Source organism: Amycolatopsis sp. VC5-11 (assembly GCF_037034185.1).
Lineage (GTDB): Bacteria > Actinomycetota > Actinomycetes > Mycobacteriales > Pseudonocardiaceae > Amycolatopsis > Amycolatopsis nivea.
Map to the genome: position 1 here is coordinate 607,852 of NZ_JBAGKF010000002.1, position 22,643 is coordinate 630,494.

Here is a 22,643-nt window from a genome sequence, read left to right on the forward strand (position 1 = left end):
GACTGCCATGACTTCCGCCTTGCGCACCCGAGCCGTCCACGCCGGTCGCGACGATCTCGCCGACCTCGGCCTGCACGCCGCCCCGCTCGACTTCTCCACGACCTACCCCGCGCGCGACAGTGCCGAGGAGGCCCGCCGGATCGACGAGTTCGCCGCGGGCGGGAACGTCACCGGCATCTACGGCCGGATCGGCAACCCGACCGTCGAACGGTTCGAGCAGGCGCTGGCGGAACTCGAAGGCTTCGACCACGCCGTGGCCTTCGCGAGCGGCATGGCGGCGGTCTCCGCGTGCCTGCTTTCCGCGGTATCGCAAGGAAAACGGCACATCGTCGGCGTCCGGCCGCTGTACGGCTGCACGGACCACCTGCTGACCACCGGCCTCCTGGGCACCGAGGTCACCTGGACCGCGCCCGAGGATGTCGCGGAGGCTCTGCGCCCCGACACCGGCCTGGTTTTCGTGGAGACGCCCGCGAACCCGACCTTGAGCGAACTGGACATCGCCACCCTGACCGAGGCCTGCGGCGACGTCCCGGTCCTGGTCGACAACACCTTCGCGACGCCAGTCCTGCAGCGCCCCGGCCGGCTGGGCGCCCGAATGGTGCTGCACAGCGCGACCAAGTTCCTGGGCGGCCACGGCGACGTCATGGGCGGCATCGTGGCCTGCGACGCCGAGGAAGCCGCGCGCCTGCGCTCCCTGCGCTTCGCGACCGGCGGCGTGCTGCACCCCCTCGCCGGATACCTGCTGCTGCGCGGCCTCTCGACACTCCCGCTGCGAGTGAAGGCCGCTTCGGAGACTGCCGCCGTATTGGCTTCGCGCCTGGCTTCGCACCCGTCGGTGAGCGCCGTGCACTACCCCAAACTGGGCGGCCCGCTGGTGGCCTTCGAGGTAACCGGCGACCCCCACGCGGTCATCGGCGCGGTCCGGCTGATCACGCCCGCGGTGAGCCTGGGCAGCGTCGACACGCTGATCCAGCACCCGGCTTCGCTGACGCACCGCATCGTCGCCGAGGACGACCGTACGGGCTCGGGCATCACCCACGGCCTGCTGCGGCTTTCGGCGGGGCTGGAGGATGTCGAGGACCTGTGGCTTGACCTGGATCAGGCGCTGAAGTCCTGCTGATCGGGTGTGCTCGCGGCATCCACCGCCGGGGTTGGCGGTGGATGCCGGGGTTCAGGAGTTCGCCGGACCGGTGAGCACGGGGCTGGGCTGGAAGTTCCGCCGACCAGCTTCGGTGCCGAGCCCCTCGCCAACCGGTCGGCCCGGTCGCGACGTGCGCTGATTGGCTGCGGCAACCGTGCCGGGCTAGGCGGGAAGCTTTGCCGACCAGTTTCGGCGCCGAGCCCTTCGCCAGCCGGTTGGCCCGGTCGCGAGGTGCGCTGATCGGCTGCGGTAACAGTGCCGAGCTGGGCGGGAAGCTCCGCCAGCCAGCCCCTAGCCAGCCGGGCGCCCCAGCCGCGATGCGAGCCGGTCAGCTGCAGCAACCGCCTCCGCAACACCCTCCGCCAGCCGGTGCGGGCGCGGAGGCCGAACCGGTGAGCGCGACCGTCGTGAGGAGCTTGACCGTGTCCGTATGCCCCTCCGGGCACGGGGCGGGCGCGCTGGACTCGGCCATCGGGCGCTGGAGTTCGAACGTCTCGGTGCAGTCGCGGCAACGGTAGGCGTAGGTGGGCATGCGTTGATTATCGCTGGCGGGCCGCGTTGGTGGGAAGCTGTCCGGGTGGATGTGCCTCAGTACGCGGATGTTCCGCACCTCGGCCAGGTCGCTCCCGCCCTGCTCGGCGCGCTGGGCGTGCCCGGCGAGGACGGCGGCCTGGCGCTGCCCGAAGCCCGCAGCGCGTGCGTGCTCCTCATCGACGGCCTCGGCTGGGAACTGCTCGCCCAGCACGCCGCCGACGCCCCCGTCCTCACCGAACTCGCCAGCAGCCCCCTGCGAGTCGGCTTCCCGTCGACCACCGCCGCCGGCGTCGCCGCGATCGGCACCGGTCTGGCGTCGGGCGAGCACGGCATGGTCGGCTACACCTTCGAGATTCCGGGAACCGGCGTCCTGAACGCCTTGCGCTGGCGCTCCCACGATGACGGTAGCGACCTCCGAGGCGCCCTGCCGCCCCGCGAAGTCCAACCCCTCCCGACGACCTTCGAACGCGCCGCCGCCGCGGGGATCGAGGCCGCGGTGGTGTCCTCGGCGCATTTCGCCAACACTGCCCTGACCCAGGCGACGCAAAGCGGTGCCCGATACGCCGGGGTGCACGCGCTGGGCGACCTGGCCGCGCGAACACTGGACATCCTCTCATCTCGCGCGTTTTGCTATGCCTACCACAGCGAATTGGACCTGCTAGGCCACCTTTACGGCCCCGGCTCGACCGCGTGGCGGATGCAGCTCCGGCACGTCGACCGGCTGGTAGAGTCCATTGTGGACGGACTGCCCGCCGGTGCCGTGCTGGCGGTGGTGGCGGACCACGGAATGGTGACCGTCGAGGAGAAACTGAACCTGGAGGACGCTCCGGAGCTGCTGGCAGGCGTCCGCGCGTTCGGCGGCGAGGTCCGCGCGCGGCACGTCTACACCGAACCCGGCGCGACGGCGGATGTGGTGGCCGCGTGGCGTGAGGTCCTCGGTCAGCGGGCCTGGGTTTTGCCGCGCGAGGAGGCGATCGCGGCAGGCTGGTTCGGCGCGGCGGTGAGCGATCGGGTGCGCCCGCGGATCGGCGACGTCGTTGCCGCGGCGACGGGAACCTTCGGCATGGTTCGCGAACTCGCCGAGGCCGTGGAATCGAACCTGGTCGGCCAGCACGGCTCGCTGACGTCGGCGGAGCAACTCGTCCCACTGGCGATCGCCCGAGGCTGACCCCCCTGCCGGAGTTCACGCACCTTCCGCGGCGTCGGCGGGTGCGGCTCGGGGTGTGTGGCCGAACCGTCCCGACGTCCGGTTACCGTGGCTGCGTGCCCAGACGCAATCGACCCGGCCGAGGCCGTCCCGGTCCCGTCGAGCGGCCGGACGCCGGCGCGGTCAGCGGCTGGGCCCGCAGCGAATCCGCCCCCGACGGCGACTGGCTGGTGCGCACGGTCCCCGGCTCGCAGGCCGCGAAGACCTACCGCTGTCCCGGTTGCGACCACGAGATCCGCCCGGGCGTCCCGCACCTGGTCGTGTGGCCCGCGGACGAGACCGGCGGCGTCGCGGATCGCAGGCATTGGCATCGGCCCTGCTGGGAGGCCCGGGCACGGTGGCGGCCGAACCGGCGTTGGTGAACGAGGAAACGACACGAGCCAGCGAGTAAGGCTACCCTTGCTTGTCGTGATCCAGTCTCACCAGATCTGCGGTCCGACCGGCTCCGCCGCGGCCGAGGACAGCCACGCGGCCTACCTGTCGTCGATCGCGTGCGCCGAACCAGGGCCCGACGGGACGGTCCGGCACCGGCTGCGGCCGGAGTTCGGCGACGGCGCGATCGAGGTCACGACGCTGCGCCGCGGGCTGTCGCTCGTCCGCTACGACGTCGAGTTCTCCGGGACGCACCGGGTCGAATACCGGTTCCCCGGCGACCATTTCGAGCTGGAGCACTGCCTCGGCGGGCGGATGCGCATTCGCGAGTCCGGAGCCGGCATTGGCGAGATGCGCGCCAGCGCGGTGTCGCTGAGTTCCCGCAGCGCTCTCGAAGGAATGGTCGAATACGAGGCGGGGGAGCGTTATCGCGCGGTCTCGGTGACCGGGACCTGGACCGGGCTGGAGTCCTACCTCCAGGACCTCGGCGCGTACTCGCTGCCCGCGATCGGGCCGGAACACCTGGCCCGCGAGCGGTATCTGGGCCGCTCGACGGCGTTGCTGCCCGCCGCCGATCCGCTGCGGGAGATCTTCGCGCATCGCCGGGGTTCCGCGGGCCGCCTGCTGTTCCTGGAATCCCGGCTGATGGCCGCGCTCGCCGCACTGGCCGACGGGCTGGGGGCCGCGCCCGCCGAAACCGGCGAACCCGAGCTGGAAGACCACGAGGCGGCCGCTTTGCGCCGCGTCCCCGACCTGTTGTGGCAGCAGCGCCACGACCCGCCGACGCTGGCTCAGCTGGCCAGGGCGTCCGCGATGTCGGTGCGCCGGCTCACCACCGGATTCCGGTCCCTGTACGGGATTCCGGTGATGGAGCACCACCGGCGCCGCTGCCTCGACCGGGCGGCGGTCCTGCTGGTCGAGACGGACTGGCCGGTCGCGCGGATCGCGTCCGAGGTCGGATACGCGTCGGCGAGCAATTTCGGGTACGCCTTCCGCCGGGACCGCGGGAGTTCGCCCGCCCGGTTCCGCCGCGACCGGACCTGACGCCGCAACGGTCTCCACAGCACTGAGCCTCGCGCTCCACACCACAACCGCGCCGAGCCGCCGACGATGACGGCAGCGGTCGCTCGCCGGCCGCGTCGTGGCTCGGACGGAGTGGAGGCTCATGAACGGCGGCATCGACACCGCGACCCCGCGTACCGGAACCGGACGGCTGGTCCTCGTCCTCGGCGGTCTTTCCGCGGTGTCGCCGTTCGCGGTCGACATGTACGCACCGGGATTCCCGCAGATCGTCTCCTCGTTCGGGACCACCACCGCGGCGGTGCAGTTCTCGCTCACCTCGTGTCTCGTCGGATTCGCGGCGGGGCAGCTCGTGCTCGGCCCGGTCAGCGACACGCTCGGCCGCCGTCGGCTGCTGCTCGCCGGCGCCGCGTTGTTCGCGGTCTTTTCCACGGTGTGCGCGCTCGCCCCGAACCTCGCGGTGTTCGACCTCGCCCGGCTGTGCCAGGGGGTGGCGGGCGGCGCTGGGATCGTGCTCGGACGGGCGGTGATCAGCGATCTGTTCACCGGCGCGGGCGCGGCTCGCAGACTGACCGCGCTGAGCGTGATCGGGTCGACCGCGCCGGTGCTGGCCCCGGTGCTCGGCGGGGCGGTCGTCGGGCTGGGCTCCTGGCGGCTGGTGTTCGCGGTGCTCGCCGTGACCGGGATGCTGCTCCTGGCCGGGGTCGGCTACTGGGTGCCGGAATCGCTGCCCGCGCACCGGCGGCTTCCCGGCGGCTCCCGGCGGGCGGCCTCCGCGATGGGCCGGCTGCTCCGGCGGCGCGCGCTGGTCGGGCATCTCCTCGTCGCCGGCTGCGGGATCGGCGCGTTGTTCGCTTACATCAGCGGCTCGCCGTTCGTCTTCCAGGACGGCTACGGTTTGTCGCCCGCCGTCTACAGCCTCGTTTTCGCGACGAACGCGGCCGGCACCGTCCTGGCCGGCGCGTTGTTCGCCCGGCTCGCCGGACGCGTGCGGCTGAACACCCTGCTCACGATCGGCGTGCTCGTGATGGCGTTCGCGACGGGCACGCTCGTGCTGCTGCTTCTCGCCGGTGTCAGCACGGTGCCCACGACCTGGATCTGCCTGTTCGGCGCGACCTTCGGATTCGGCATCGTGCTGCCCGCTTCGACGACGATCATCCTCGCGATCGGCGGGGACGCACCCGGCGCGGCCTCCGGCCTGATCGGCGGCGCGCAGTTCCTGATCGGCGCGGCGGCGGCCCCGCTGCCCGGCGCGGCCGGAGCCACCACCGCGCTGTCCACCGCCGTCGCGGTGCTGGGTTTCGCGCTCGTGGCGGCGGTTGCCCTGTTCGTGCTCGCGCGCCCGGGGGAAGGGAACGGCGAGCCCGAAACCGCATGAGCGAAAGGAGATTCCCGTGCCCGTTCCGGAAGACGAACTGACCGCGGCTCCCGAACTGGAGCTCGCCCGGGCCTGCCCGTATCGGCCCAACGCGCAGCACGTGCGGGTGCGGGACGCGGCCCGCCCGGTGCGGATGCGGCTGCCGTCCGGGATGCCGGTGTGGGCAGTGGCCGGGCACCGCGGCATCCGCGCCGTGCTCGCCGACGACCGGTTCAGCGCCGACCGGCAACGGCAGGGTTTCCCCTTTCCCGTGGACGGCCAGCCGGGCGCCTTCCGCCGCACGATGATCTCCATGGACGGCGCCGAGCACCGCGCCGCCAGATCCGCGGTGGCGGGCGAGTTCACCGTCCGCCGGGTCCGGCGGATGCGGCCGCGGATCGAACGCGTCGTGCACGAATGCCTCGACGCCCTGCTGGCCGGCCCGAAACCCGCGGACCTGGTCCGCGCGCTCGCGTTGCCGGTGCCCTCCCGGGTGATCTGCGAACAGCTCGGGGTGCCCTACTCCGACCACGACTTCTTCCAGTCCCGCTCCACCACGATGCTGCTGCGCACCGCCACCGCGCCGCAGCGGCTGCGGGCGATCGACGAACTGCTGGCCGCGCTGGAGACGCTGATCGTCGAAAAAGAAGCGGCCCCGCCCGACGATCTGCTCGGCCGCCAGATCCGGAAGGGCCGCGAGGACGGCGAATACCGGCGGACGGCCTTGGTGCGGATGGCTTTCCTGCTGCTCGTCGCCGGACACGAGACGACGGCGAACATGATTTCGCTCGGCGCGCTGAAGCTGGCCGAACGGCCGATGTTGGCGGCGGCGCTGCGTGCGGACCCGGCACGCGCTCCGCTGCTCGTGGAGGAGTTGCTGCGCCGCTTCACGATCGCGGAGTTCATCCCGACCCGGGTGGCCACGGAGGACGTGCGTCTCGACGGCGTACGGATCGCCGCGGGGGAGGTGGTCGTACTGCTGTGCAACGCGGCTGATCACGATCCGGCGGTGTTCCCCGGCTCCCGCCGCGGCGCTCGCGACCACCTGGCGTTCGGGCACGGCCCGCACCAGTGCCTCGGCCAGCATCTGGCGAGGGCTGAGCTGGACATCGTCTACACCGCGCTGGCGACCCGGTTGCCCGGCCTGCGCGCCGCGGCGCCCGTGCGGCGGCTGCGGTTCAAGACCGATGCCGAGATCTACGGCATCCACGAATTCCCGGTGACCTGGTGAATCCAGGCGTAGAGGAGGCGAAGATCCGATGTGCGGCATCGCGGGGTGGGCGGATTTCGAACGGTTTCCCGGCCGGGAACCACAGGTGCTCCAGGACATGACCGAGGCGATGGCGTGCCGGGGCCCGGACGCGCACGGCTGCTGGTTCGACGAGCACGTGGCCTTCGGCCACCGCAGGCTTTCGGTGATCGACCCGGCGGGCGGCAGCCAGCCGATGACGCTGGAGCACCTCGGCGCCACGGTGCTGACGATCGCCTACAGCGGCGAGGTCTACAACTACCGCGAGCTGCGCGCGGAACTCACCGCGCTCGGCCACCGGTTCCGGACCTCCAGCGACACTGAAGTGGTGCTGCACGCGTACCTGCAGTGGGGCACCGGGATGGCGCGGCGGCTGAACGGGATGTTCGCGTTCGCGATCTGGGACGCCCGCAGCGAGCGACTGGTGCTCGTGCGCGACCGGCTCGGGATCAAACCGCTCTACTACTGCCCGGCAGGCCGCGGGCTGCTGTTCGGTTCGGAGGCGAAGGCGATCCTCGCGCATCCCGACGTGGCGCCGGTGGTGGACCGGGACGGGCTGCGCGAGCTGCTGGCCGGGGTCAAAACCCCGGAGCACGCGATCTTCCGCGGCATGCGGGAACTGCGGCCGGGACACCTGCTGGTCTTCGGCCGCGAGGGCAGGCGAATCGAGCGGTACTGGGCGTTGGAGGCACGCGAGCATCAGGACGATCTGCACACCACCGTGCGGACTGTCCGCGCGTTGCTCGAGGACATCGTGGAACGCCAGCTGGTCGCCGACGTCCCGCTGTGCACCCTGCTTTCCGGCGGCCTCGACTCCAGCGTGGTGACGGCGCTGGCGGCGCGCTCGCTCGCCGCTCAAGGCACCGGTCCGGTCCGGTCGTTCTCGGTCGATTTCGCGGGCAACGAACGGGATTTCGCCGCCAGCCTGGTGCACGAATCGCCGGACGCGCCGTTCGCCGCGGAAATGGCGCGGCACGTCGCGGCCGAGCACACGAACCTGGTGCTCGGGCTCGGCGAACTCGCCGCTTCTTCGACCCGGGCCGTGGTCCCGAGGGCGCACGACGTGCCCGCGGCCCTGCTCGGCGACGCGTTCGCCTCGTTGTACCTGCTGTTTCGCGCGGTCCGGGAACGGTCGACGGTGGCGCTGTCCGGGGAAGCCGCGGACGAACTGTTCGGCGGCTACCCGTGGTTCCACGTGCCGGAGCTGCGCGACGCGGACACTTTCCCGTGGGTGGCCGCCGGGTACGACCTGCTCCCGGCGCTGTCCGGGCTGCTGGATCCCGGGCTGCTCGCGGACCTGGACGTCGAGGGTTACCGTGCCCAGCGGTACGCCGAGGCGCTGGCGGAGGTGCCGGTGCTGCCCGGCGAGGACGCCGAGGCGCGGCGGATCCGCGAGGTCGGCTACCTCGCGGTGACCAGGTTCGTGCCGATGCTGCTGGATCGCAAGGACCGGATGAGCATGGCGGTCGGCCTCGAGGTGCGGGTGCCGTTCTGCGACCACCGGCTGGTCGACTACCTGTTCAACGTGCCGTGGCGGATGAAGTTCTTCGACGGCAAGGAAAAGAGCCTGCTGCGGGCGGCGGCGGGCGACCTGCTCCCCGAACCGGTGGCGAACCGGAAGAAGAGCGCGTACCCGATCACGCACGACCCGGGATACGACGCGGCACTGCGCGCCGAGTTCGCGCGGCTCGCGGGTTCTCCCGGCACCCCCGTGCACGCGCTGATCGACGGCGGCGCGACGGCCCGGCTCGGGTCCGCGAACGGCTGGCCGGCCCGGTCCGGGCTGGAGTTCATGGTGCAACTGGACTCCTGGCTCGCCGACCACGATCTGGCGCTGTGAACCCGGAAATCGCTGCCGCCGGACTGCCGCGCGGCCGCGCTGCGCACCGACATCCGGTTGCCTCGGCCGAGGCCGCTCCGGTCGCGGCGAGTCCGCGGCGCGCGGACCTCGACCCCGGTGGCCGGACGGGCGTTGGCAACGGAAACCCCTTACGGCGAAAGCATTTCCTTCCGGCGCGCCCGGTGCCTCCGGACCGCGTCGCGGTTGACGCAGGCGTGGGTGCAGTACCGCTGCGTCCCGCTGCGGGTGAAGTCGACGAACGCTCGGCGGCATTCCGCCGCGGCGCAGCGGCCGAGACGGTGCAGGCTGGTCGAGGTCAGGTACTGGGCCGCCGCCACGGAAGTCACCCCGCGCAACACCGCGGGCAGGCGCATCCCGTCGTCCTGGTAGTGCAGATGCCAGCTGTACCCGTCGTGCTCGGTGATCCTCGGGTAGGCGGCGGCCTCGGCCAGCAGGGCGTTCAGCAACCGGACCCGGTCCGCTTCGCCGGTCGAGTCGATGACCTCGACCCACCGGTCCAGGAAGGCGCTCACCTCCGGGAAGTCCTCGTCGGCGACGGGCGGGACCGGGCCCATCTCCGGCTCGTCCCAGCGTCCGACCAGGTCAGCGACGTCCGCCGGGCGATCGTTGGTGAGGCCGGTCACAAACTTGAGGAAACTCCGGTAGTAAGAGTTATGCGTCATAAGCCTATTACACCACGATCTTAGGTATGCCTCACTTGACGAGTCGCGCCGAACCCGCGGTGGCCGCGCCGTCCTGGGTTCCGCTGATCGCCGCGTGCGTCGGCACGTTCCTGCTGCTGGTCTACACCAGCATCGTCACCGTCGCGCTGCCCGCGATCGGAGCCGAGCTCGGTGCGGGATACGGGCAGCTGCAATGGATCGTGGACGTCTTCACGGTCGCGCTCGCCGGTCTGCTGCTGGGTTTCGGCTCGTTGAGCGATCTCCTCGGCCGCAAGCGCGTCTACCTCGCCGGACTGGTCCTGTTCTCCGTCGCGACGCTCGCCTGCGGCCTGTCCGGAACGCCCGGCGAGCTGATCGCCGCGCGGGTCGTGCAGGGCGTCGCGGGCGCGGCGATGTTCGCGACGATCCTGCCGCTGGTCGGGCTGACCTACGAGGGCCGGGACCGGGCCCGTGCGTTCGCGGTCTGGGGAACGGTCGCCGGAGTGGCCAGCGCGGTGGGCACCTTCTCCGGCGGTGTGCTCGCGCAGGTGCTCGGCTGGCGCTGGATTTTCTTCGTCTCCCTGCCCATCTGCGCGGTCGCGATCGTCATGGCGGCGACGTCGTTGAAGGAGGGGCCGCGAGCGCGCGGCCGCACCGTCGACTACCCGGGCATCGCCACGTTCTCGCTCGCCGCGACGGGCCTCACCTATTCCGTCATCACCGGCGGCGATCGCGGCTGGTCGTCTGCTGGTGCGGTGATCGGGTACCTGGTCACAGCGGTCGCCATCGGAGCGTTTGTGGTCGTCGAACGGCGCAGCAGCGCACCCATGGTGCCGACCGCCTTGTTCGCGACGCGCCGGTTCCTCGGAGTTTTGCTCGTCGCGTTCAGCTACTACTTCGCCGGATTCGGTGCGCTGCCGGTGATTTCGTTGTGGCTGCAGAACGGGACCGGCCTCAGTTCGGCGGCGACGTCGGCGGTGCTGGCGCTGCAGGTGGTGGTGTTCGTCGCGGTGTCGGCGCTGATCAGCGGACGGTTGCACGCCAGATCGCCGGGCCGGGTGCTGGGCGGCGCGACGGTGCTGATCGGCTTCGGCTGCTTGACCGCGGTCGCGGTGCTGCTCAGCCCGACCTGGATCGCCTTGCTGCCGGCGTTGGTCCTCACCGGAATCGGTGCGGGCATCGTGTCCCCGGTTTTTCCCGCGGTGGCGATCGCCTCGGTCCCCGCGGAGTACGGCGGCACGGCGGGCGCGGCCGCGAACAGCTCCCGGCAGCTCGGGCTGGCGCTCGGGATCGCGGTGTCCGGTGCGGTCTACGCGACCCGCGGCGAGGGGAGTGCCGGGGCGACGCACGGGGTGTTGCTGGTGTTGCTGGTGTGCGGTGTGCTCGCGGCAGTGAGCGGACTCACGGGCGGCTGGCTGCTGCGGGACGGCTCCGGAGGCAACGCTCAGGGATGAATTGACCGCTGTTTCGTCACCTGAAAGGAGGAAGCTGGAAACGGGGGACGATTGCTATTGTTCGGCCTTGCCAAAAACGTCTGTCCACAATGTACATTCAGCGCACGGGCGAGGTGACAAGTTCACCAGTCGATAGCAGTCCGCGCCGTGCCGCGCAAGGAACTTGGGTCGGTAAAACAGCTTTACCCGGTTGACATTCCCCGTCGGGACAAAACACTTCCAGCGGGTTCGTCCGCGATGCTTGAATGAGGCGGATGGCATTCGACCTGAACTGGGGAGATGTGTTCGGCCGTGTCCAGAAAATTCATCGTTCCCTGTCCTTTGCGCGGCAGCGTGCTGGCCTCGCCCGAGGCTGACGCGCTGGTCGAGCTGGTCACCAGCGAGTCCACTTTGTCCATGGGCGAGCACCGCGGGCGGTTCGAGCGGCAGTTCGCCGCGATGGCCGGGGCCCGGCACGCGGTCTCGGTCACCAGCGGCACGGTCGCGGTGCAGCTCGCGGTCGAGATGCTCGATCTCGAGCCGGGCGACGAGGTCATCGCGACCCCGCAGACCTACCAGGCCACCGTCCAGCCGCTGCTCGACCACCGCGTGCGGGTCCGGTTCTGCGACGTCGATCCGGGTTCGCTCACCGTCGACCCGGCGTCGTTCGAGGCGCTGATCACCCCGCGCACCAAGGCTTTGCTGCTGGTGCACTACGGCGGCTGTCCCGCGGACATGGACGCGATCATGCGGATCGCCCGTGCGCACGGGGTGCTCGTCGTCGAGGACTGCGCGCACGCGCTCGGCGCCGGCTACCGCGGGCGGGCGCCGGGCGGGCTGGCCGACCTCGGCTGCTTCAGCTTCCAGAACTCCAAGAACATCACCACCCTCGGCGAGGGCGGCATGATCACCTGCGACAACGAGGTCTGGGCGCACCGGCTGCGGCGGTTGCGCGGCAACGACTACGACGGCCACCTCAGCACCTCGGCGCTGCCCGGCGAGGACGAACCGCTGCTGCTGCCGTGGATGAAGTACTCCGAAGGCGTATACCGCGACACGGTGCACCGGATCCGCCGCAGCGGCACGAACGCGACCATGTCCGAGGCCGCCGCCGCGGTCGGGGTGGTGCAGCTCGCGCGGTTGCCGGAATTGGCCGCGCTGCGCCGGGCGATCGCCTCGCGGCTGGACGAGGTGATCGACGGATATTCGTTCGTCACCCCGCAATCCGCCCCGGCGGGCAGCACGCACGCCTACCACCTCTACACCTGCTTCGCGGAAACCGCCGAACTGCGCGAGGAAATGGTGCTCGCGCTCGACCGCGGCGGAGTGGAGATCCAGCTCCGCTATTTCCCGCAGCATTTGCTCCCGGAATGGCGCCACCGCGGGCACGGGCCGGGCGAATGCCCGGTGGCGGAACGATTGTGGTTCAGCTCGCTGATCAACCTGCCGTGCCATCCGGGGCTGCGCCTGGCGCAGGTCGACTATCTGGTCGACACGCTGGACCGGGTGCTCGCCGACCTCAACGGGCCTGCCCCGGCGATGCTGGTGGCGGCCGGGGCGCGGGCGAGCGGCTCGTGATCGGCTTCGCGACGCCCGGCGCGGTGCTGTCCGGCGCTCCGGTTTCGCTGCCGGTGCGGAACCTCGTGCTCGGCGGTTCGCCGCGGGTGGACGGCCCGGTCGCCGAACACGTCCGGATGCTGACCGGCCGCGATCCCGCGGTGCTGCCGCCGATCGTCGTGCAGCGCGACACGTTGCGCGTGATCGACGGCGAACACCGCGTGCGGGCGGCGGTGCTGCGCGAGGACGAGCGGATCCGCGCGGTGCTGTGCGAAGGCACCGAATCCGAGTGTTTCCTCTACGCGGTGCGGTCGAACGTCGCGCACGGCCTTCCGCTGTCACTGGAGAGCAGGCGGGCCGCGGCGGTGCGGATCGTGCGGGAATTCCCGGGCTGGTCGGACCACGTGGTAGCGGATCTGGCCGGGCTCTCGGACAAAACGGTGGGCGCGCTGCGGCGTTCGACCGCGGAAATTCCGGGGTCGAACACCGCGCGGGTCGGCCGCGACGGACGGGCGCGCCCGTCCGTCGCGGCCGAGGGACGCCGCCAGGCCGGCGCGCTGCTGGCCGAGGAGCCCGGCCTGTCCCTGCGCGAGGTCGCCCGCCGCGCCGGGATCTCGCTCGGCACCGCGCACGACGTGCGGCGGCGGCTGGATTCCGGCCAGGATCCGGTGCCGGACCAGCGGCGTCCGCGCGCCGAGACCGTGCCGGAAGCGCCGCCGCGGGTGGATGCGGCGCTGTTGTTGCGCCAGCTCCGCACGGACCCGGCGCTGCGTTCGAGCGAACCCGGGCGAGTGCTGCTGCACCTGCTCAACCTGACCGGACAGGCGCTCGGGCGCCGGTCGGACATCCTCGGCGCGGTGCCGCCGCACTGCCTGCCCGCCGTGGCCGCGATGGCCGAGGCCTACGCGCGGGACCTGTCCGGGCTCGCCGAGCAGATCCGCGCGGCGCTGCCGGATCCGCACTGAATGCCTTGCTGTGCCCCGCCGTCCGGAAAACCCCGGACGGCCGCTTCCGAACTCCCGCGCGCCCGGACGCGGGACAAGACCGTGAAAGGTATGGAGAGCTGTGCCATCCTCGCACCCGGCCCCGGCCGCGGAAGAGATCTTCGACCTGCTGACCGAAATCGGCATCGACGCCGAAACCCTGGCCGAGGCGGACTCCTCGACCCGGCTCCGCGCGGACCTCGCGCTCAGCTCGGTCGAGACGACCGACCTGCAACTGGAGCTCACCGCCCGGTTCGGGCTCGCGGTGAACCTGTGGGACACCGAGGACTACACCCTCGGCCGGCTCGCCGAACTGGCCGGTGCGGCGGTGCCCCGATGACCGGGGTGACCGGAGAACGCGCGCGGCGGTACCGGGAATCCGGGCTGTGGAACGACGAACTCGTGGTGACGCCGATCCGCCGGCAGTTCGCCGAAGCGGCAGGCCGGTGCGCTGTGGTCGACGGTGCGCGCCGCCTCGGCTACGCGGAACTCGGCGACGCGGTGGGCGTGGCGCGAGACCGGCTCGCCGGGTTGGGCGTGCGTCCTGGCGATCGGATCGCGGTCGCGCTGACCAACTGCGCCGAGTACGTCGTGCTCGTGCTGGCGGCGCTGGAACTCGGCGCCGCGCCGGTGCTGATCCTGCCTGCCTTCCGGGAACACGAGCTGGACCACGTCGTCGCGGTGACCGGGCCGGTGCTGCTGGCGGTGGACGCGACCGGACGGCGCAAGGAAGCGCTGACCGTCGCCCGGCGGCTGCGAGAACGCCATGCGGGGCTGAAAAATCTGCTCGTGCGCGGCGGGGAGACCGCCGGCGACGAGGTCGATCTCGCGCTGTTGTGCGAACCCGGCGGCGAAACGCCGAGCGCGTGGAAGCCCGCGGCGGCCCCGTCCGACCCGGCGGTGTTCCTGCTTTCCGGCGGCACCACCGGCCTGCCCAAGGCGATCGCGCGGACGCACGAGGGCTACGGCTGCATGATCCGGCACGCGATCACCGTGAACGCGATGACCCGGGACGCGGTGAACCTGGTCGTGATGCCCGCCGAACACGGCTTCGTCATGAACTGCCCCGGCATTCTCGGCGCGTTGTCCGTCGGGGCGACCGTGGTCATGAGTTCGCCCGAATCTCCTTCGGGTGCTTTCGAAATCATCGAACGAGAGCGGGTCACGCACAGCACGCTGGTGCCCTCGGTCGCGCTGCGCTGGAGTGCCGAAGCGAAGCGGACCAGCCGCGATCTGTCGTCTCTGCGCGTGCTGCTGGTCGGCGGATCGCGGCTCGCGCCAGGGACTGCCGACGAACTCCGCACCACGCTCGGCGGCACCGTTCAGCAGTGCTACGGGATGAGCGAGGGGTTGCTCTGCTACACCCGCCTGGACGACCCGGACGACGTCATCCGCGACACCCAGGGAAGGCCGTTGCTGCCCGAGGACGAGATCCGGGTGGTCGCCGCCGACGGTTCGGACGTCGAGCCCGGCGAGGAAGGGGAACTGCTCACCCGCGGGCCCTACACCGTCGCCGGGTACTACGCCAATCCCGAAGCGACCGCCGAAGCGTTCACGCCGGACGGCTTCTACCGCACCGGCGACCTCGTCCGCGTCGATCCCGGCGGAAACCTGGAGATTCTCGGGCGGCTCCGGGACGTGATCAACCGCGGCGGCGAGAAAATCTCCGCCGAGGAACTGGAAGCGATGGCGCTGCGGCATCCCTCGATCGCCCAGGCGGCCGGGGTCGCCGTGCCGCACGAGATCCACGGCGAAACGGTCTGCCTGTGCGTGGTGCCCGCCGCCGGCGCCGAGCGGCCGGGACTGCGCGAGGTCCGGAAGTTCCTGGACGGCCAAGGACTTGCCCGGTACAAGTTCCCCGAGCACCTCGTCGTCCTCGACGCGCTTCCGCTGACCGGCACCGGCAAAGTCGACAAAGCCGCCCTGCGCCGGGACGCGGCCGGGTCGTGGGACGCCGCGATGCTGAGCGGGGCGCGAGGATGACCGGTTCCGCGTGGATCAAACGGATTCCCGGGGAAAGCCCGGTCCGGCAGCAATTGCTCTGCCTTCCGCACGCCGGGGGCGGCGCGTCGGCGTTCCGGCCGTGGCGGCAGTTGCTTCCGCCGGAGGTCGAGCTGCTGGCCGTGCAGTATCCGGGCCGGGAGGACCGGATCGGCGAGCCCGCGCTGACCGATCTGGCGGAGCTGGCCGAAGGTGTGGCCGGCGCACTGCCCGACGCGCTGGACGCGCCGTACACAGTGTTCGGCCACAGCATGGGTGCGCTGGTCGGCTATGAACTGGTGAATGTGGTGCGGCAGAACGGTTTTCCGGCGCCGCGGCGGCTGATAGTGTCCAGCCAGTTCCCGCCCGGGCTGCTGCCCGACCGGGGAGTCCGCGACTTCGGCGACGAAGCGGTGCTGGACCTCGTGGACTGGCTCGCCGGCGGATCCTCCGGCGTCCGGGCCGATTCGCGGCTCAGCGCGTTCGTGGCCGCACTGGTCCGCGCCGACTACGAGGCGGTCGAAACCTACCGGCCGGGCACCGCGGGCATCACCGTGCCGGTCAGCGCTTTCTGCGGGGCCGGCGACCCGGCGGTGAGCCCGGACGAGGTCGACGGCTGGGCCGCGTGGTGCCGGGCGGGTTTCGACCGGACGGTCTTTCCCGGCGGCCATTTCTACTTGCGCGAATCGGCGGCGGAGACGGTCGCCGCGATCACCGGGATTCTTCGACGAGAGGACGTACTGGCATGAGTGCCGAGAAGCATTTCGACGTGATCGTGGCGGGCGGCGGCCCGATCGGGCTGTCCGCCGCGTGGCGGTCCGCGGCCGGCGGCGCGCGCGTGCTCGTCACCGACCGGTTCGGCTTCCTGAACGAGAGCTGCGGATCCAGCGGCGGCGAACGGCATTGGCGGGTGCAGTACACCCAGCCGGACATCTTCCGGCTCACGCTGGCGACCGCGCCGCTGTGGAAGGAACTGGAAGCCGACACGGGACGCACTCTCGTGCACGAACTGGGCAGCCTGTGGTTCGGCGACACCCACGTGCCCACCAACGAGGGCCACATCGCCGACACCGCGGCCGCGATGGACGAGCTGTCCGTGCCCTACGAATGGTTGTCCGGCAAGGAAATCGAGCGCCGCTACGGATTCCGTAACCTGCCCGCGCACTTCGAAGGGTTCCTGCAGCCGAGCGGGGGAGCCATCGACGTGCGCGGCACGCTGGCCGCGCTGGTGCAGCAATGCCACCTGAACGGCGTGCGGATGCAGTCGCCGGAACGGATTCTCGCGGTGGAACCGGGACCGGACGGCGTCGTGGTGCGCAGCGACCGGGCGACCTACCGCGCGGACAAGGTGGTGCTGGCGGCCAACGCGCACGTCAACGAGCTGATCCGGCCGTGGGGCGCGGGCGAACTGGACCTGCACACCTACGAGATGGCGCTGGTGACCTTGCGCGACAACGGCGACGGCGTGCGCAGGCCGTTCTGGTTCGCCTTCCAGGAGCCGACCGCCGAGGACACCAACCTGTTCTACGGTTTCCCGCCCAATCCGTGGGCGAACGACGGGCTCGCCCGGCTCGGCCCGGACTTCGAGGTGGACGCGCTGGCCGACGCCGATCTCGCCACCGGCCGTCCGCGTCCCGCGCACGTCGCACGGGTGTCGGACTGGGTCCGGGCGCACCTGCCGTGGCTTGACCCGGACCCGGTCTCCACCGGCACCTGCCTCGCGGTGCTGCCCGGGGACCCGCGGCGGCAGTTCTACCTCGGCACCGCCGAGGGGCTGGTCGACGGCGGCGAGAACGTCGTGGTCGCCGCGGGCGGCTGGGCGTTCAAGCTGGTCCCGCTGTTCGGCCGGATCTGCGCCGACCTGCTTTCCCAAGGCAAGACCGAGCACGACATCGCCCGGCACGCGTTGACCGGCCTCCGGGCCGCCGTCCAGTGAGTGCGGACCGGCGGATCGCCGTCGTCGGCATGGCGGGCCGGTTCCCCGGCGCGCCCGACACGGCGGCGTTCTGGCGCAACCTTCGCGACGGGGTCGAATCCATCGCTGTGCTCAGCGAAGCCGAACTGCTCGCGGAAGGCGTGCCTGCCGAGGAAATCTCGCACCCGGATTACGTGCCGGTGGCGGCGACCCTGCCGGAGCACGATCTGTTCGATGCCCGCTTCTTCGGCTTCGGCGCGCGCGAGGCGGCGCTGCTGGACCCGCAGCACCGGGTGTTTCTGGAATGCGCCTGGCACGCGATGGAGGACGCGGGGATCCGGCCCGGCGACGCGCGCGGCGGCGGAGTGTTCGCTTCGGCGGGAATGCCCGCGTACCTGATGTCGAACCTGCTGGGCGGGCGTCCGGTGGTGCTCGGCTCGGAGATCTTCGAACTGCAGATCCACAACGACAAGGACTATCTCGCCACCCGGGTCGCGCACCGGCTCGGCCTGACCGGACCGGCGGTCAGCGTGCAGACCGCGTGCTCCGGTTCGCTCGTCGCGGTGCACGAGGCGGTGCGGGCGCTGCGCGCGGGCGAGTGCGAGATCGCGCTCGCCGGCGGGGTGTGCGTGCGGGTTCCGCACCGGGTCGGCTACCGCTGGGAACGCGGCATGGTGTTCTCGCGGGACGGGCACTGCCGTCCGTTCGACGCGGCGGCCTCCGGGACGGTGTTCGGCAACGGGGTCGGCGTCGTGGTGCTCAAACGGCTCGACGACGCGGTCGCGGCCGGGGACCGGGTGCTCGCGGTGCTCGCCGGGTCGGCGGTGAACAACGACGGCGCGGGCAAGGTCGGCTTCACCGCGCCGAGTGCCGCCGGCCAGGAGGCAGTGGTGCGCGCCGCGCTGCGGGACGCGGACTTCGACCCGGAGACGATCACCGCCGTCGAGGCGCACGGCACCGCGACCCCGATCGGCGACCCGATCGAAATCACCGCGCTGAGCCGGGCGTTCGGCGCCTCGCGCACCGGGTTCTGCACGGTCGGCTCGGTGAAGGGCAACGTCGGGCACCTGGAGTCCGCGGCCGGGATCGCCGGGCTGATCAAGGCGATTCTCCAGCTGCGGCACGGGGTGCTGGCCCCGACGGCGCATTTCGCCGAGCCGAATCCGGCGATCGACTTCGCGAGCACGCCGTTCGTGGTGCGGACCGAGGCCAGAGAATGGGAGACCGGCGGGCTGCCGAGGCGGATCGGGGTCAGCGCGTTCGGCATCGGCGGGACCAACGCCCACGTCCTGCTCGAAGAAGCGGCCCGGCCGGAGCGGACGCCGCCGGCGCGCCGTCCGCAAGTGCTGGTGCTGTCGGCGAAAACGAAGGAAGCGCTGGAAACGATGGCCGGTGAGCTGGCCGCGGTGCTTCGGGGGCCGGACGCGCCTGCCATCGCGGATGCCGCCGCGACGTTGCGCCGCGGCCGGGAAACCTGGCGGTACCGGCGCGCGGTGGTGGTGTCCGAGGCGTCCGCCGAGTTCGCGCCTTCAGCGTCCGCGGCGCCGGCGAACAAGCCCCGGGTGGTGTGGATGTTTCCGGGGCAGGGCACGCAGTACCCCGGGATGGGCGCGGAGTTCTACCGGGAACTGCCCGGCTTCGCCGAAGCCGTCGACGAATGCGTCCGGGAGCTGACGCCGCGCCTCGGCGTCGATCTGCGGGAGCTGATGTTCTCGCCGGAGACCGATCCCGCTCGGCTGCGGGCGACCGAACTCGCGCAACCGGCGTTGTTCGTGACCTCCTACGCGCTCGCTCGCCAACTGCTCCGCTGGGATTGCCGCGCCGACGCCATGGTCGGCCACAGCCTCGGCGAACTGGTGGCCGCCTGCTTGGCCGGAGTGCTGTCGCTGCCGGACGCGGCGCGGTTCGTCGCGGAGCGGGGGCGGCTGATGGCGGAGCAGCCGCCCGGAGCGATGCTCGCCGTTTCCGCGGCTGAGGAGCGCGTCGCCGGGCTGCTGTCCGGTGAGGTCACGGTCGCCGCGGTCAACGCACCGGAGCTGTGCGTGCTGAGCGGGCCCGCGGAGGCGATCGCGAAATGCGCTGACGTCCTTGCCGGGCAAGGGATTCCGCACAAACCGCTGCACACCTCGCACGCCTTCCACTCGGCGATGATGGACGGGGTCGTGCCGCGGCTGGCCGATTTCCTCGGCACCGCGCGGCTCAGCAAGCCCGAGGTGCCGGTGTTCTCCGCGGTGACCGGAGCGTTGCTCACCGACGAGCAGGCCGTCGATCCCGGGTATTGGGCGGCGCATGCGAGGAAACCGGTTCGCTTCGCCGCGGCGCTGGCCGGCGCGGGCGGCGGGCTGGTGCTGGAAGTCGGCCCCGGCGCCACGCTCGGCACACTCGCCCGGGCGACGCTCGGCGAGCGGGTCGCGGTGGCGCGCACTATGCCGCGCCCGAACGAAAACCGGCCCGAACTGGAGGTGCTGCTGGGCGCGATGGGCGCGCTTTGGCAGCGGGGTTGCCCGGTCGATCTGGAAGCAGTGCACGACGGAGCCGGGCAGACGGTCTCGTTGCCGGGGTATGCGTTCGCCCGGCAGCGTTACTGGATCGGGAGGCAGCCGGGCGCGCCGGAACCCGCCGCGGTCCCGGCGGACGAAGCCGTCTCCCGGCCGGCCGAGTTGAGCCGGAGTTTCGCCGCGCCGGACACCGAACTGCTCCGCCGGATCGTCGCGGTGTGGGAGGACGTCCTGCAGTACCGGCCGATCGGCGTGCACGACGATTTCTTCGAACTGGGCGGCCATTCGCTGCTCGCCGCGAAGCTGAGCGCCGGTCTCGCCGCCGCGCTGGGCCGCGAGGTCTCGTTGCCGGACGTGCTGGGGCGGCCTACCCCGGCCGCGTTCGCCGAGGCGCTGGAAAAGACCGTGCCCGCTGAACCGAAGGAGTGAAGAGCGTGGTGTCCACGCGACGGTTCCCGAACTGGACCGCACTGTCCGAGCCGCACGGTTCGCTGTTCCGGGAGAGCGTCCCGCTTTCCCGGTTTCCCCGGCTGCGCGCCTTCCGGGCCGGGCTCGGCCTGACCCGGCTCGCCGAGGCGCCCGGACCGGCGGGCGGGGCTCGGGTGCTGGCCAAACACGAGTACGAGAACCCGACCGGATCCGACGCGGACCGGGTGGCTTACGCGCTGGTCTGCCAGGCGATCGGGGCTTCCCCCGGCGAACCGCGATTCGTCGCCGCGGCCGGGCCGGAGCTGGCCCGTGCGCTGAGCCACCTGTGCTCGCTGATCGGCGTGCCGCTGCGGCTGGTGCTCGCCGAGGAAGTGCCGCTCGGTCCGGACGGGGCGGGCGTGCGGGTCGAGCGGACCGATCCGGAAGGCGGGCCGCTCGCCGCGATCGCGCTGGCCGGGGAGATCGCGGAAGCCGAACCGGAGTGGATTCTCCTGGACGCGCATCGTGATCCGGTGTGCGTGGCGATGCACGAGTTCGTGACCGGACGCGAGATCATCGGCCAGCTCGACGGTCTCGTCCCGGCCGCGTGGGTGTGCGGCGCCGGCGCCGGCGGCTGCCTCGCCGGGGTGACCAGGGCGTTGCGCGCGGCGGGTGCGGACCCGGTCGTCACCGGGGTGACCGCCGCGGAGCTGCCGTACGGGTCGGCGGCCGCGCCGAGGTCCGGGCTGCCGGGATGGGCCGGGCTCGGCCACGGCTACCGGCAGCCGCTCGTGGAGGGCGAATTGCCGGACTTGGCAACGGAAAGCGTGAGTGCGGGCGAGGCCCGCGCCGGGGTCCGGGAATTCCGTGCCGCGACGGGTCGCGAGATCGGCCCGGCCTCGGCGGCGAACTGGCTCGTCGCCCGCGCGGTCGCCGCGAAGCTGCCGCCGGAGGACGTCGTCGTCACGATTTTTCCGGACGGCCCGCACGAGGTCACCGCAGTAGTCGACATCTGGGAAAAGACGAAGGGGAAGGGCTGAACGATGGTCACTGTCCGGTCCGTCCGCCCGGCGCCGCCGCGTCGTGCCGAGTCCGGCGCCACCGCGGATTCCGGTCGCCTCGGGGCATTCGCACGGATGCGCGAAGACCTCCGCACGATCGTCGAACGGGATCCGTCGATCGACACGCTCGCCGAGGCGCTGGCCCATTCCACGCTGCCCGCGGTCTGGATCCATCGCGTCGCGCACGCGCTTTACCGGCGCGGGCACCGGATCGCCGCACGGCTGCTGACCAATCTCGCGCGGGTGCTCACCGGCGTCGAGATCCATCCCGGCGCGGTGATCGGCCGCCGGTTGTTCATCGACCACGGCACCGGGGTGATCATCGGGGAGACCGCGGTAGTCGGCCAAGACGTGACGCTGTACCAGCACGTGACACTCGGCGCGGTCGGCTGGTGGCGCGACAACAGAAGGGACGCGGGCGAGCGACGGCATCCGGCGGTCGGCGACCGGGTCACCTTCGGGGCCGGTGCCACGGTGCTCGGCCCGGTCGAGGTCGGAGACGATTCGTTCGTGGGCGCGACCGCGCTCGTGGTCTCCGACGTGCCGGCGGGAAGCAAAGTGCTCGCTGTTCCGCGGACCGCGTAATCGAACGGCGAAAAAAACCGTCGCGACGGAATTTTCCCGGTATTCGTGAGACAGCTCACCGGCACCGGTCAATTGTCGCGGCGCGGCCAGTCCGTTAGGATCGAGGCAAGACGTCGCGATCCGGCGGATGTGGGGGATTTCGTGCAGGCACGGTATCCGATACGAGTAAGTCATGTGCCCGGCCCGGAAGGCAACGCGCTCAGTCGCGGACGTGCGAGCCGGACCGCCCCGTCCGGTTCGCCGCGCCCGGGTTCCCGGCCGTCGGTTTCGCCCGCGGCCAAAGGCGTTCTCGGCGCGTGCCTGCGGCGGCTTTCCTGGTCGCCGGACCGGCTCGCCCGCGAGATCAACCGCAGGCTCGGATCGGGCACGATCAGCGCCAAGGCCCCTTACCACTGGCTGCGCGGGGTCACGCCGCGCGATCCGCTGCCCGCGGTGGTCGCCTCGATCCTTTCCGCTGAGCTGGGCGAGGAAATCCGGCTGGCGAACCTGTGGCCCGCGCTGGCGGCCCGCGACGTCCGCCCGCCCGCACCGGCCCCGGTCCCGGTCGAGCCCCTGATGGTCCGCGCGCTGCGGTCCAGGGTGGATCAGCTGCTGGCACTGGACGGCAGGCTGGACGACCGCGCGCTGCTTTCCTGGGCGGCGCAGGACTTGAGCTGGATCCGGCAGCTCAGCGCGGGCCCCGGCGTAGCCTCGGCAGAGCGGGAACTGCGCCGGATGGCCGCGGACCTTTCCCGGGTGATCGGAAACGTTTCCCTGCGAATCGACGATTGTGCCGGCGGGTGCGATTTCCTGCTGGCGTCGATTGAAGAGTGCGAAACCATCGTGTGAACAGTTCGGCCGT

General features: G+C 71.7%; 20 protein-coding genes. 18 read left to right on the plus strand and 2 right to left on the minus strand.

Features of this window, described 5'->3' with window-relative positions; translation table 11 throughout:
• Positions 1 to 7 precede the first annotated feature (7 nt).
• On the plus strand, positions 8 to 1,120 hold the full coding sequence (locus tag WA670_RS10220; protein WP_037815313.1) for a trans-sulfuration enzyme family protein: 1,113 nt from the start codon (positions 8 to 10) through the stop codon (positions 1,118 to 1,120).
• A 349-nt stretch (positions 1,121 to 1,469) separates the two neighbouring features.
• On the opposite strand, the gene WA670_RS10225 is transcribed toward WA670_RS10220, so the two are convergent.
• Positions 1,470 to 1,673: an FmdB family zinc ribbon protein gene (locus WA670_RS10225; protein WP_078870550.1), complete on the minus strand. Its 204-nt coding sequence runs from the start codon at positions 1,671 to 1,673 to the stop codon at positions 1,470 to 1,472.
• 45 nt (positions 1,674 to 1,718) lie between these two features.
• On the opposite strand from WA670_RS10225, the gene WA670_RS10230 reads away from it, so the two are divergent.
• The 6 genes from WA670_RS10230 to asnB all read left to right on the plus strand — a co-directional run bounded on the left by WA670_RS10230 (position 1,719) and on the right by asnB (position 8,720).
• Positions 1,719 to 2,843 carry an alkaline phosphatase family protein gene (locus WA670_RS10230; RefSeq protein WP_336157575.1) on the plus strand — a complete coding sequence of 375 codons (1,125 nt, stop codon included), beginning with the start codon at positions 1,719 to 1,721 and terminating at the stop codon, positions 2,841 to 2,843.
• A gap of 95 nt (positions 2,844 to 2,938) precedes the next feature.
• Positions 2,939 to 3,244 (plus strand): hypothetical protein, encoded by a 306-nt coding sequence (locus tag WA670_RS10235; protein ID WP_336157576.1) that lies wholly within the window; start codon positions 2,939 to 2,941, stop codon positions 3,242 to 3,244.
• 46 nt (positions 3,245 to 3,290) lie between these two features.
• A complete protein-coding gene (locus WA670_RS10240) occupies positions 3,291 to 4,298 on the plus strand; it encodes a helix-turn-helix transcriptional regulator (protein WP_037815423.1) in 1,008 nt (335 codons plus the stop codon).
• Between the two features lie 121 nt (positions 4,299 to 4,419).
• Complete coding sequence (locus WA670_RS10245) at positions 4,420 to 5,652, plus strand: multidrug effflux MFS transporter (protein ID WP_037815307.1); 1,233 nt, start codon at positions 4,420 to 4,422, stop codon at positions 5,650 to 5,652.
• Positions 5,653 to 5,668: 16 nt separating this feature from the next.
• Positions 5,669 to 6,862, plus strand: a complete 1,194-nt coding sequence (locus WA670_RS10250) for a cytochrome P450 (protein WP_336157577.1) — start codon at positions 5,669 to 5,671, stop codon at positions 6,860 to 6,862.
• Positions 6,863 to 6,890: 28 nt separating this feature from the next.
• Positions 6,891 to 8,720 carry an asparagine synthase (glutamine-hydrolyzing) gene (asnB, locus tag WA670_RS10255; RefSeq protein WP_037815305.1) on the plus strand — a complete coding sequence of 610 codons (1,830 nt, stop codon included), beginning with the start codon at positions 6,891 to 6,893 and terminating at the stop codon, positions 8,718 to 8,720.
• A gap of 149 nt (positions 8,721 to 8,869) precedes the next feature.
• Here the strand turns inward: asnB and WA670_RS10260 are convergent, their stop codons facing one another.
• Complete coding sequence (locus WA670_RS10260; protein ID WP_037815304.1) at positions 8,870 to 9,403, minus strand: CGNR zinc finger domain-containing protein; 534 nt, start codon at positions 9,401 to 9,403, stop codon at positions 8,870 to 8,872.
• A 26-nt stretch (positions 9,404 to 9,429) separates the two neighbouring features.
• Here WA670_RS10260 and WA670_RS10265 point away from each other — a divergent pair, with 26 nt between their 5' ends.
• From WA670_RS10265 to WA670_RS10315, 11 genes are all read left to right on the plus strand, one after another.
• Positions 9,430 to 10,836 carry an MFS transporter gene (locus WA670_RS10265; RefSeq protein WP_336157578.1) on the plus strand — a complete coding sequence of 469 codons (1,407 nt, stop codon included), beginning with the start codon at positions 9,430 to 9,432 and terminating at the stop codon, positions 10,834 to 10,836.
• A 291-nt stretch (positions 10,837 to 11,127) separates the two neighbouring features.
• Positions 11,128 to 12,393, plus strand: a complete 1,266-nt coding sequence (locus tag WA670_RS10270; RefSeq protein WP_336157580.1) for a DegT/DnrJ/EryC1/StrS family aminotransferase — start codon at positions 11,128 to 11,130, stop codon at positions 12,391 to 12,393.
• Entirely contained in the window at positions 12,390 to 13,337 is a 948-nt protein-coding gene (locus WA670_RS10275) for a ParB N-terminal domain-containing protein (RefSeq protein ID WP_205673429.1), read from the plus strand. The genes WA670_RS10270 and WA670_RS10275 overlap by 4 nt, the downstream gene beginning before the upstream one ends.
• 100 nt (positions 13,338 to 13,437) lie before the next feature.
• Positions 13,438 to 13,695 (plus strand): hypothetical protein, encoded by a 258-nt coding sequence (locus WA670_RS10280; protein WP_051729097.1) that lies wholly within the window; start codon positions 13,438 to 13,440, stop codon positions 13,693 to 13,695.
• Entirely contained in the window at positions 13,692 to 15,338 is a 1,647-nt protein-coding gene (locus WA670_RS10285) for a (2,3-dihydroxybenzoyl)adenylate synthase (protein WP_336157581.1), read from the plus strand. The genes WA670_RS10280 and WA670_RS10285 overlap by 4 nt, the downstream gene beginning before the upstream one ends.
• On the plus strand, positions 15,335 to 16,084 hold the full coding sequence (locus WA670_RS10290) for a thioesterase II family protein (protein WP_336157582.1): 750 nt from the start codon (positions 15,335 to 15,337) through the stop codon (positions 16,082 to 16,084). Before WA670_RS10285 ends, WA670_RS10290 begins: the two co-directional genes overlap by 4 nt.
• Entirely contained in the window at positions 16,081 to 17,271 is a 1,191-nt protein-coding gene (locus WA670_RS10295) for an NAD(P)/FAD-dependent oxidoreductase (RefSeq protein WP_336157583.1), read from the plus strand. The genes WA670_RS10290 and WA670_RS10295 overlap by 4 nt, the downstream gene beginning before the upstream one ends.
• Positions 17,268 to 20,177 carry a type I polyketide synthase gene (locus tag WA670_RS10300; protein ID WP_051729096.1) on the plus strand — a complete coding sequence of 970 codons (2,910 nt, stop codon included), beginning with the start codon at positions 17,268 to 17,270 and terminating at the stop codon, positions 20,175 to 20,177. The genes WA670_RS10295 and WA670_RS10300 overlap by 4 nt, the downstream gene beginning before the upstream one ends.
• Positions 20,178 to 20,185: 8 nt before the next feature.
• Positions 20,186 to 21,196, plus strand: a complete 1,011-nt coding sequence (locus WA670_RS10305) for a pyridoxal-phosphate dependent enzyme (RefSeq protein ID WP_158714520.1) — start codon at positions 20,186 to 20,188, stop codon at positions 21,194 to 21,196.
• 96 nt (positions 21,197 to 21,292) lie between these two features.
• Positions 21,293 to 21,802: a serine O-acetyltransferase EpsC gene (epsC, locus tag WA670_RS10310; protein WP_106961303.1), complete on the plus strand. Its 510-nt coding sequence runs from the start codon at positions 21,293 to 21,295 to the stop codon at positions 21,800 to 21,802.
• 174 nt (positions 21,803 to 21,976) lie between these two features.
• On the plus strand, positions 21,977 to 22,630 hold the full coding sequence (locus WA670_RS10315) for a hypothetical protein (RefSeq protein ID WP_336157584.1): 654 nt from the start codon (positions 21,977 to 21,979) through the stop codon (positions 22,628 to 22,630).
• Positions 22,631 to 22,643 lie beyond the last annotated feature (13 nt).

What these genes read in the sequence shown, in the direction of transcription:
- WA670_RS10220 (WP_037815313.1), top strand. Translation starts at nt 8, where the DNA reads ATGACTTCCGCCTTGCGCACCCGAGCCGTCCACGCCGGTCGCGACGAT.
- WA670_RS10225 (WP_078870550.1), bottom strand. Translation starts at nt 1,673, where the DNA reads ATGCCCACCTACGCCTACCGTTGCCGCGACTGCACCGAGACGTTCGAA.
- WA670_RS10245 (WP_037815307.1), top strand. Translation starts at nt 4,420, where the DNA reads ATGAACGGCGGCATCGACACCGCGACCCCGCGTACCGGAACCGGACGG.
- asnB (WP_037815305.1), top strand. Translation starts at nt 6,891, where the DNA reads ATGTGCGGCATCGCGGGGTGGGCGGATTTCGAACGGTTTCCCGGCCGG.
- WA670_RS10260 (WP_037815304.1), bottom strand. Translation starts at nt 9,403, where the DNA reads ATGACGCATAACTCTTACTACCGGAGTTTCCTCAAGTTTGTGACCGGC.
- WA670_RS10265 (WP_336157578.1), top strand. Translation starts at nt 9,430, where the DNA reads ATGCCTCACTTGACGAGTCGCGCCGAACCCGCGGTGGCCGCGCCGTCC.
- WA670_RS10285 (WP_336157581.1), top strand. Translation starts at nt 13,692, where the DNA reads ATGACCGGGGTGACCGGAGAACGCGCGCGGCGGTACCGGGAATCCGGG.
- WA670_RS10290 (WP_336157582.1), top strand. Translation starts at nt 15,335, where the DNA reads ATGACCGGTTCCGCGTGGATCAAACGGATTCCCGGGGAAAGCCCGGTC.
- WA670_RS10295 (WP_336157583.1), top strand. Translation starts at nt 16,081, where the DNA reads ATGAGTGCCGAGAAGCATTTCGACGTGATCGTGGCGGGCGGCGGCCCG.
- epsC (WP_106961303.1), top strand. Translation starts at nt 21,293, where the DNA reads ATGCGCGAAGACCTCCGCACGATCGTCGAACGGGATCCGTCGATCGAC.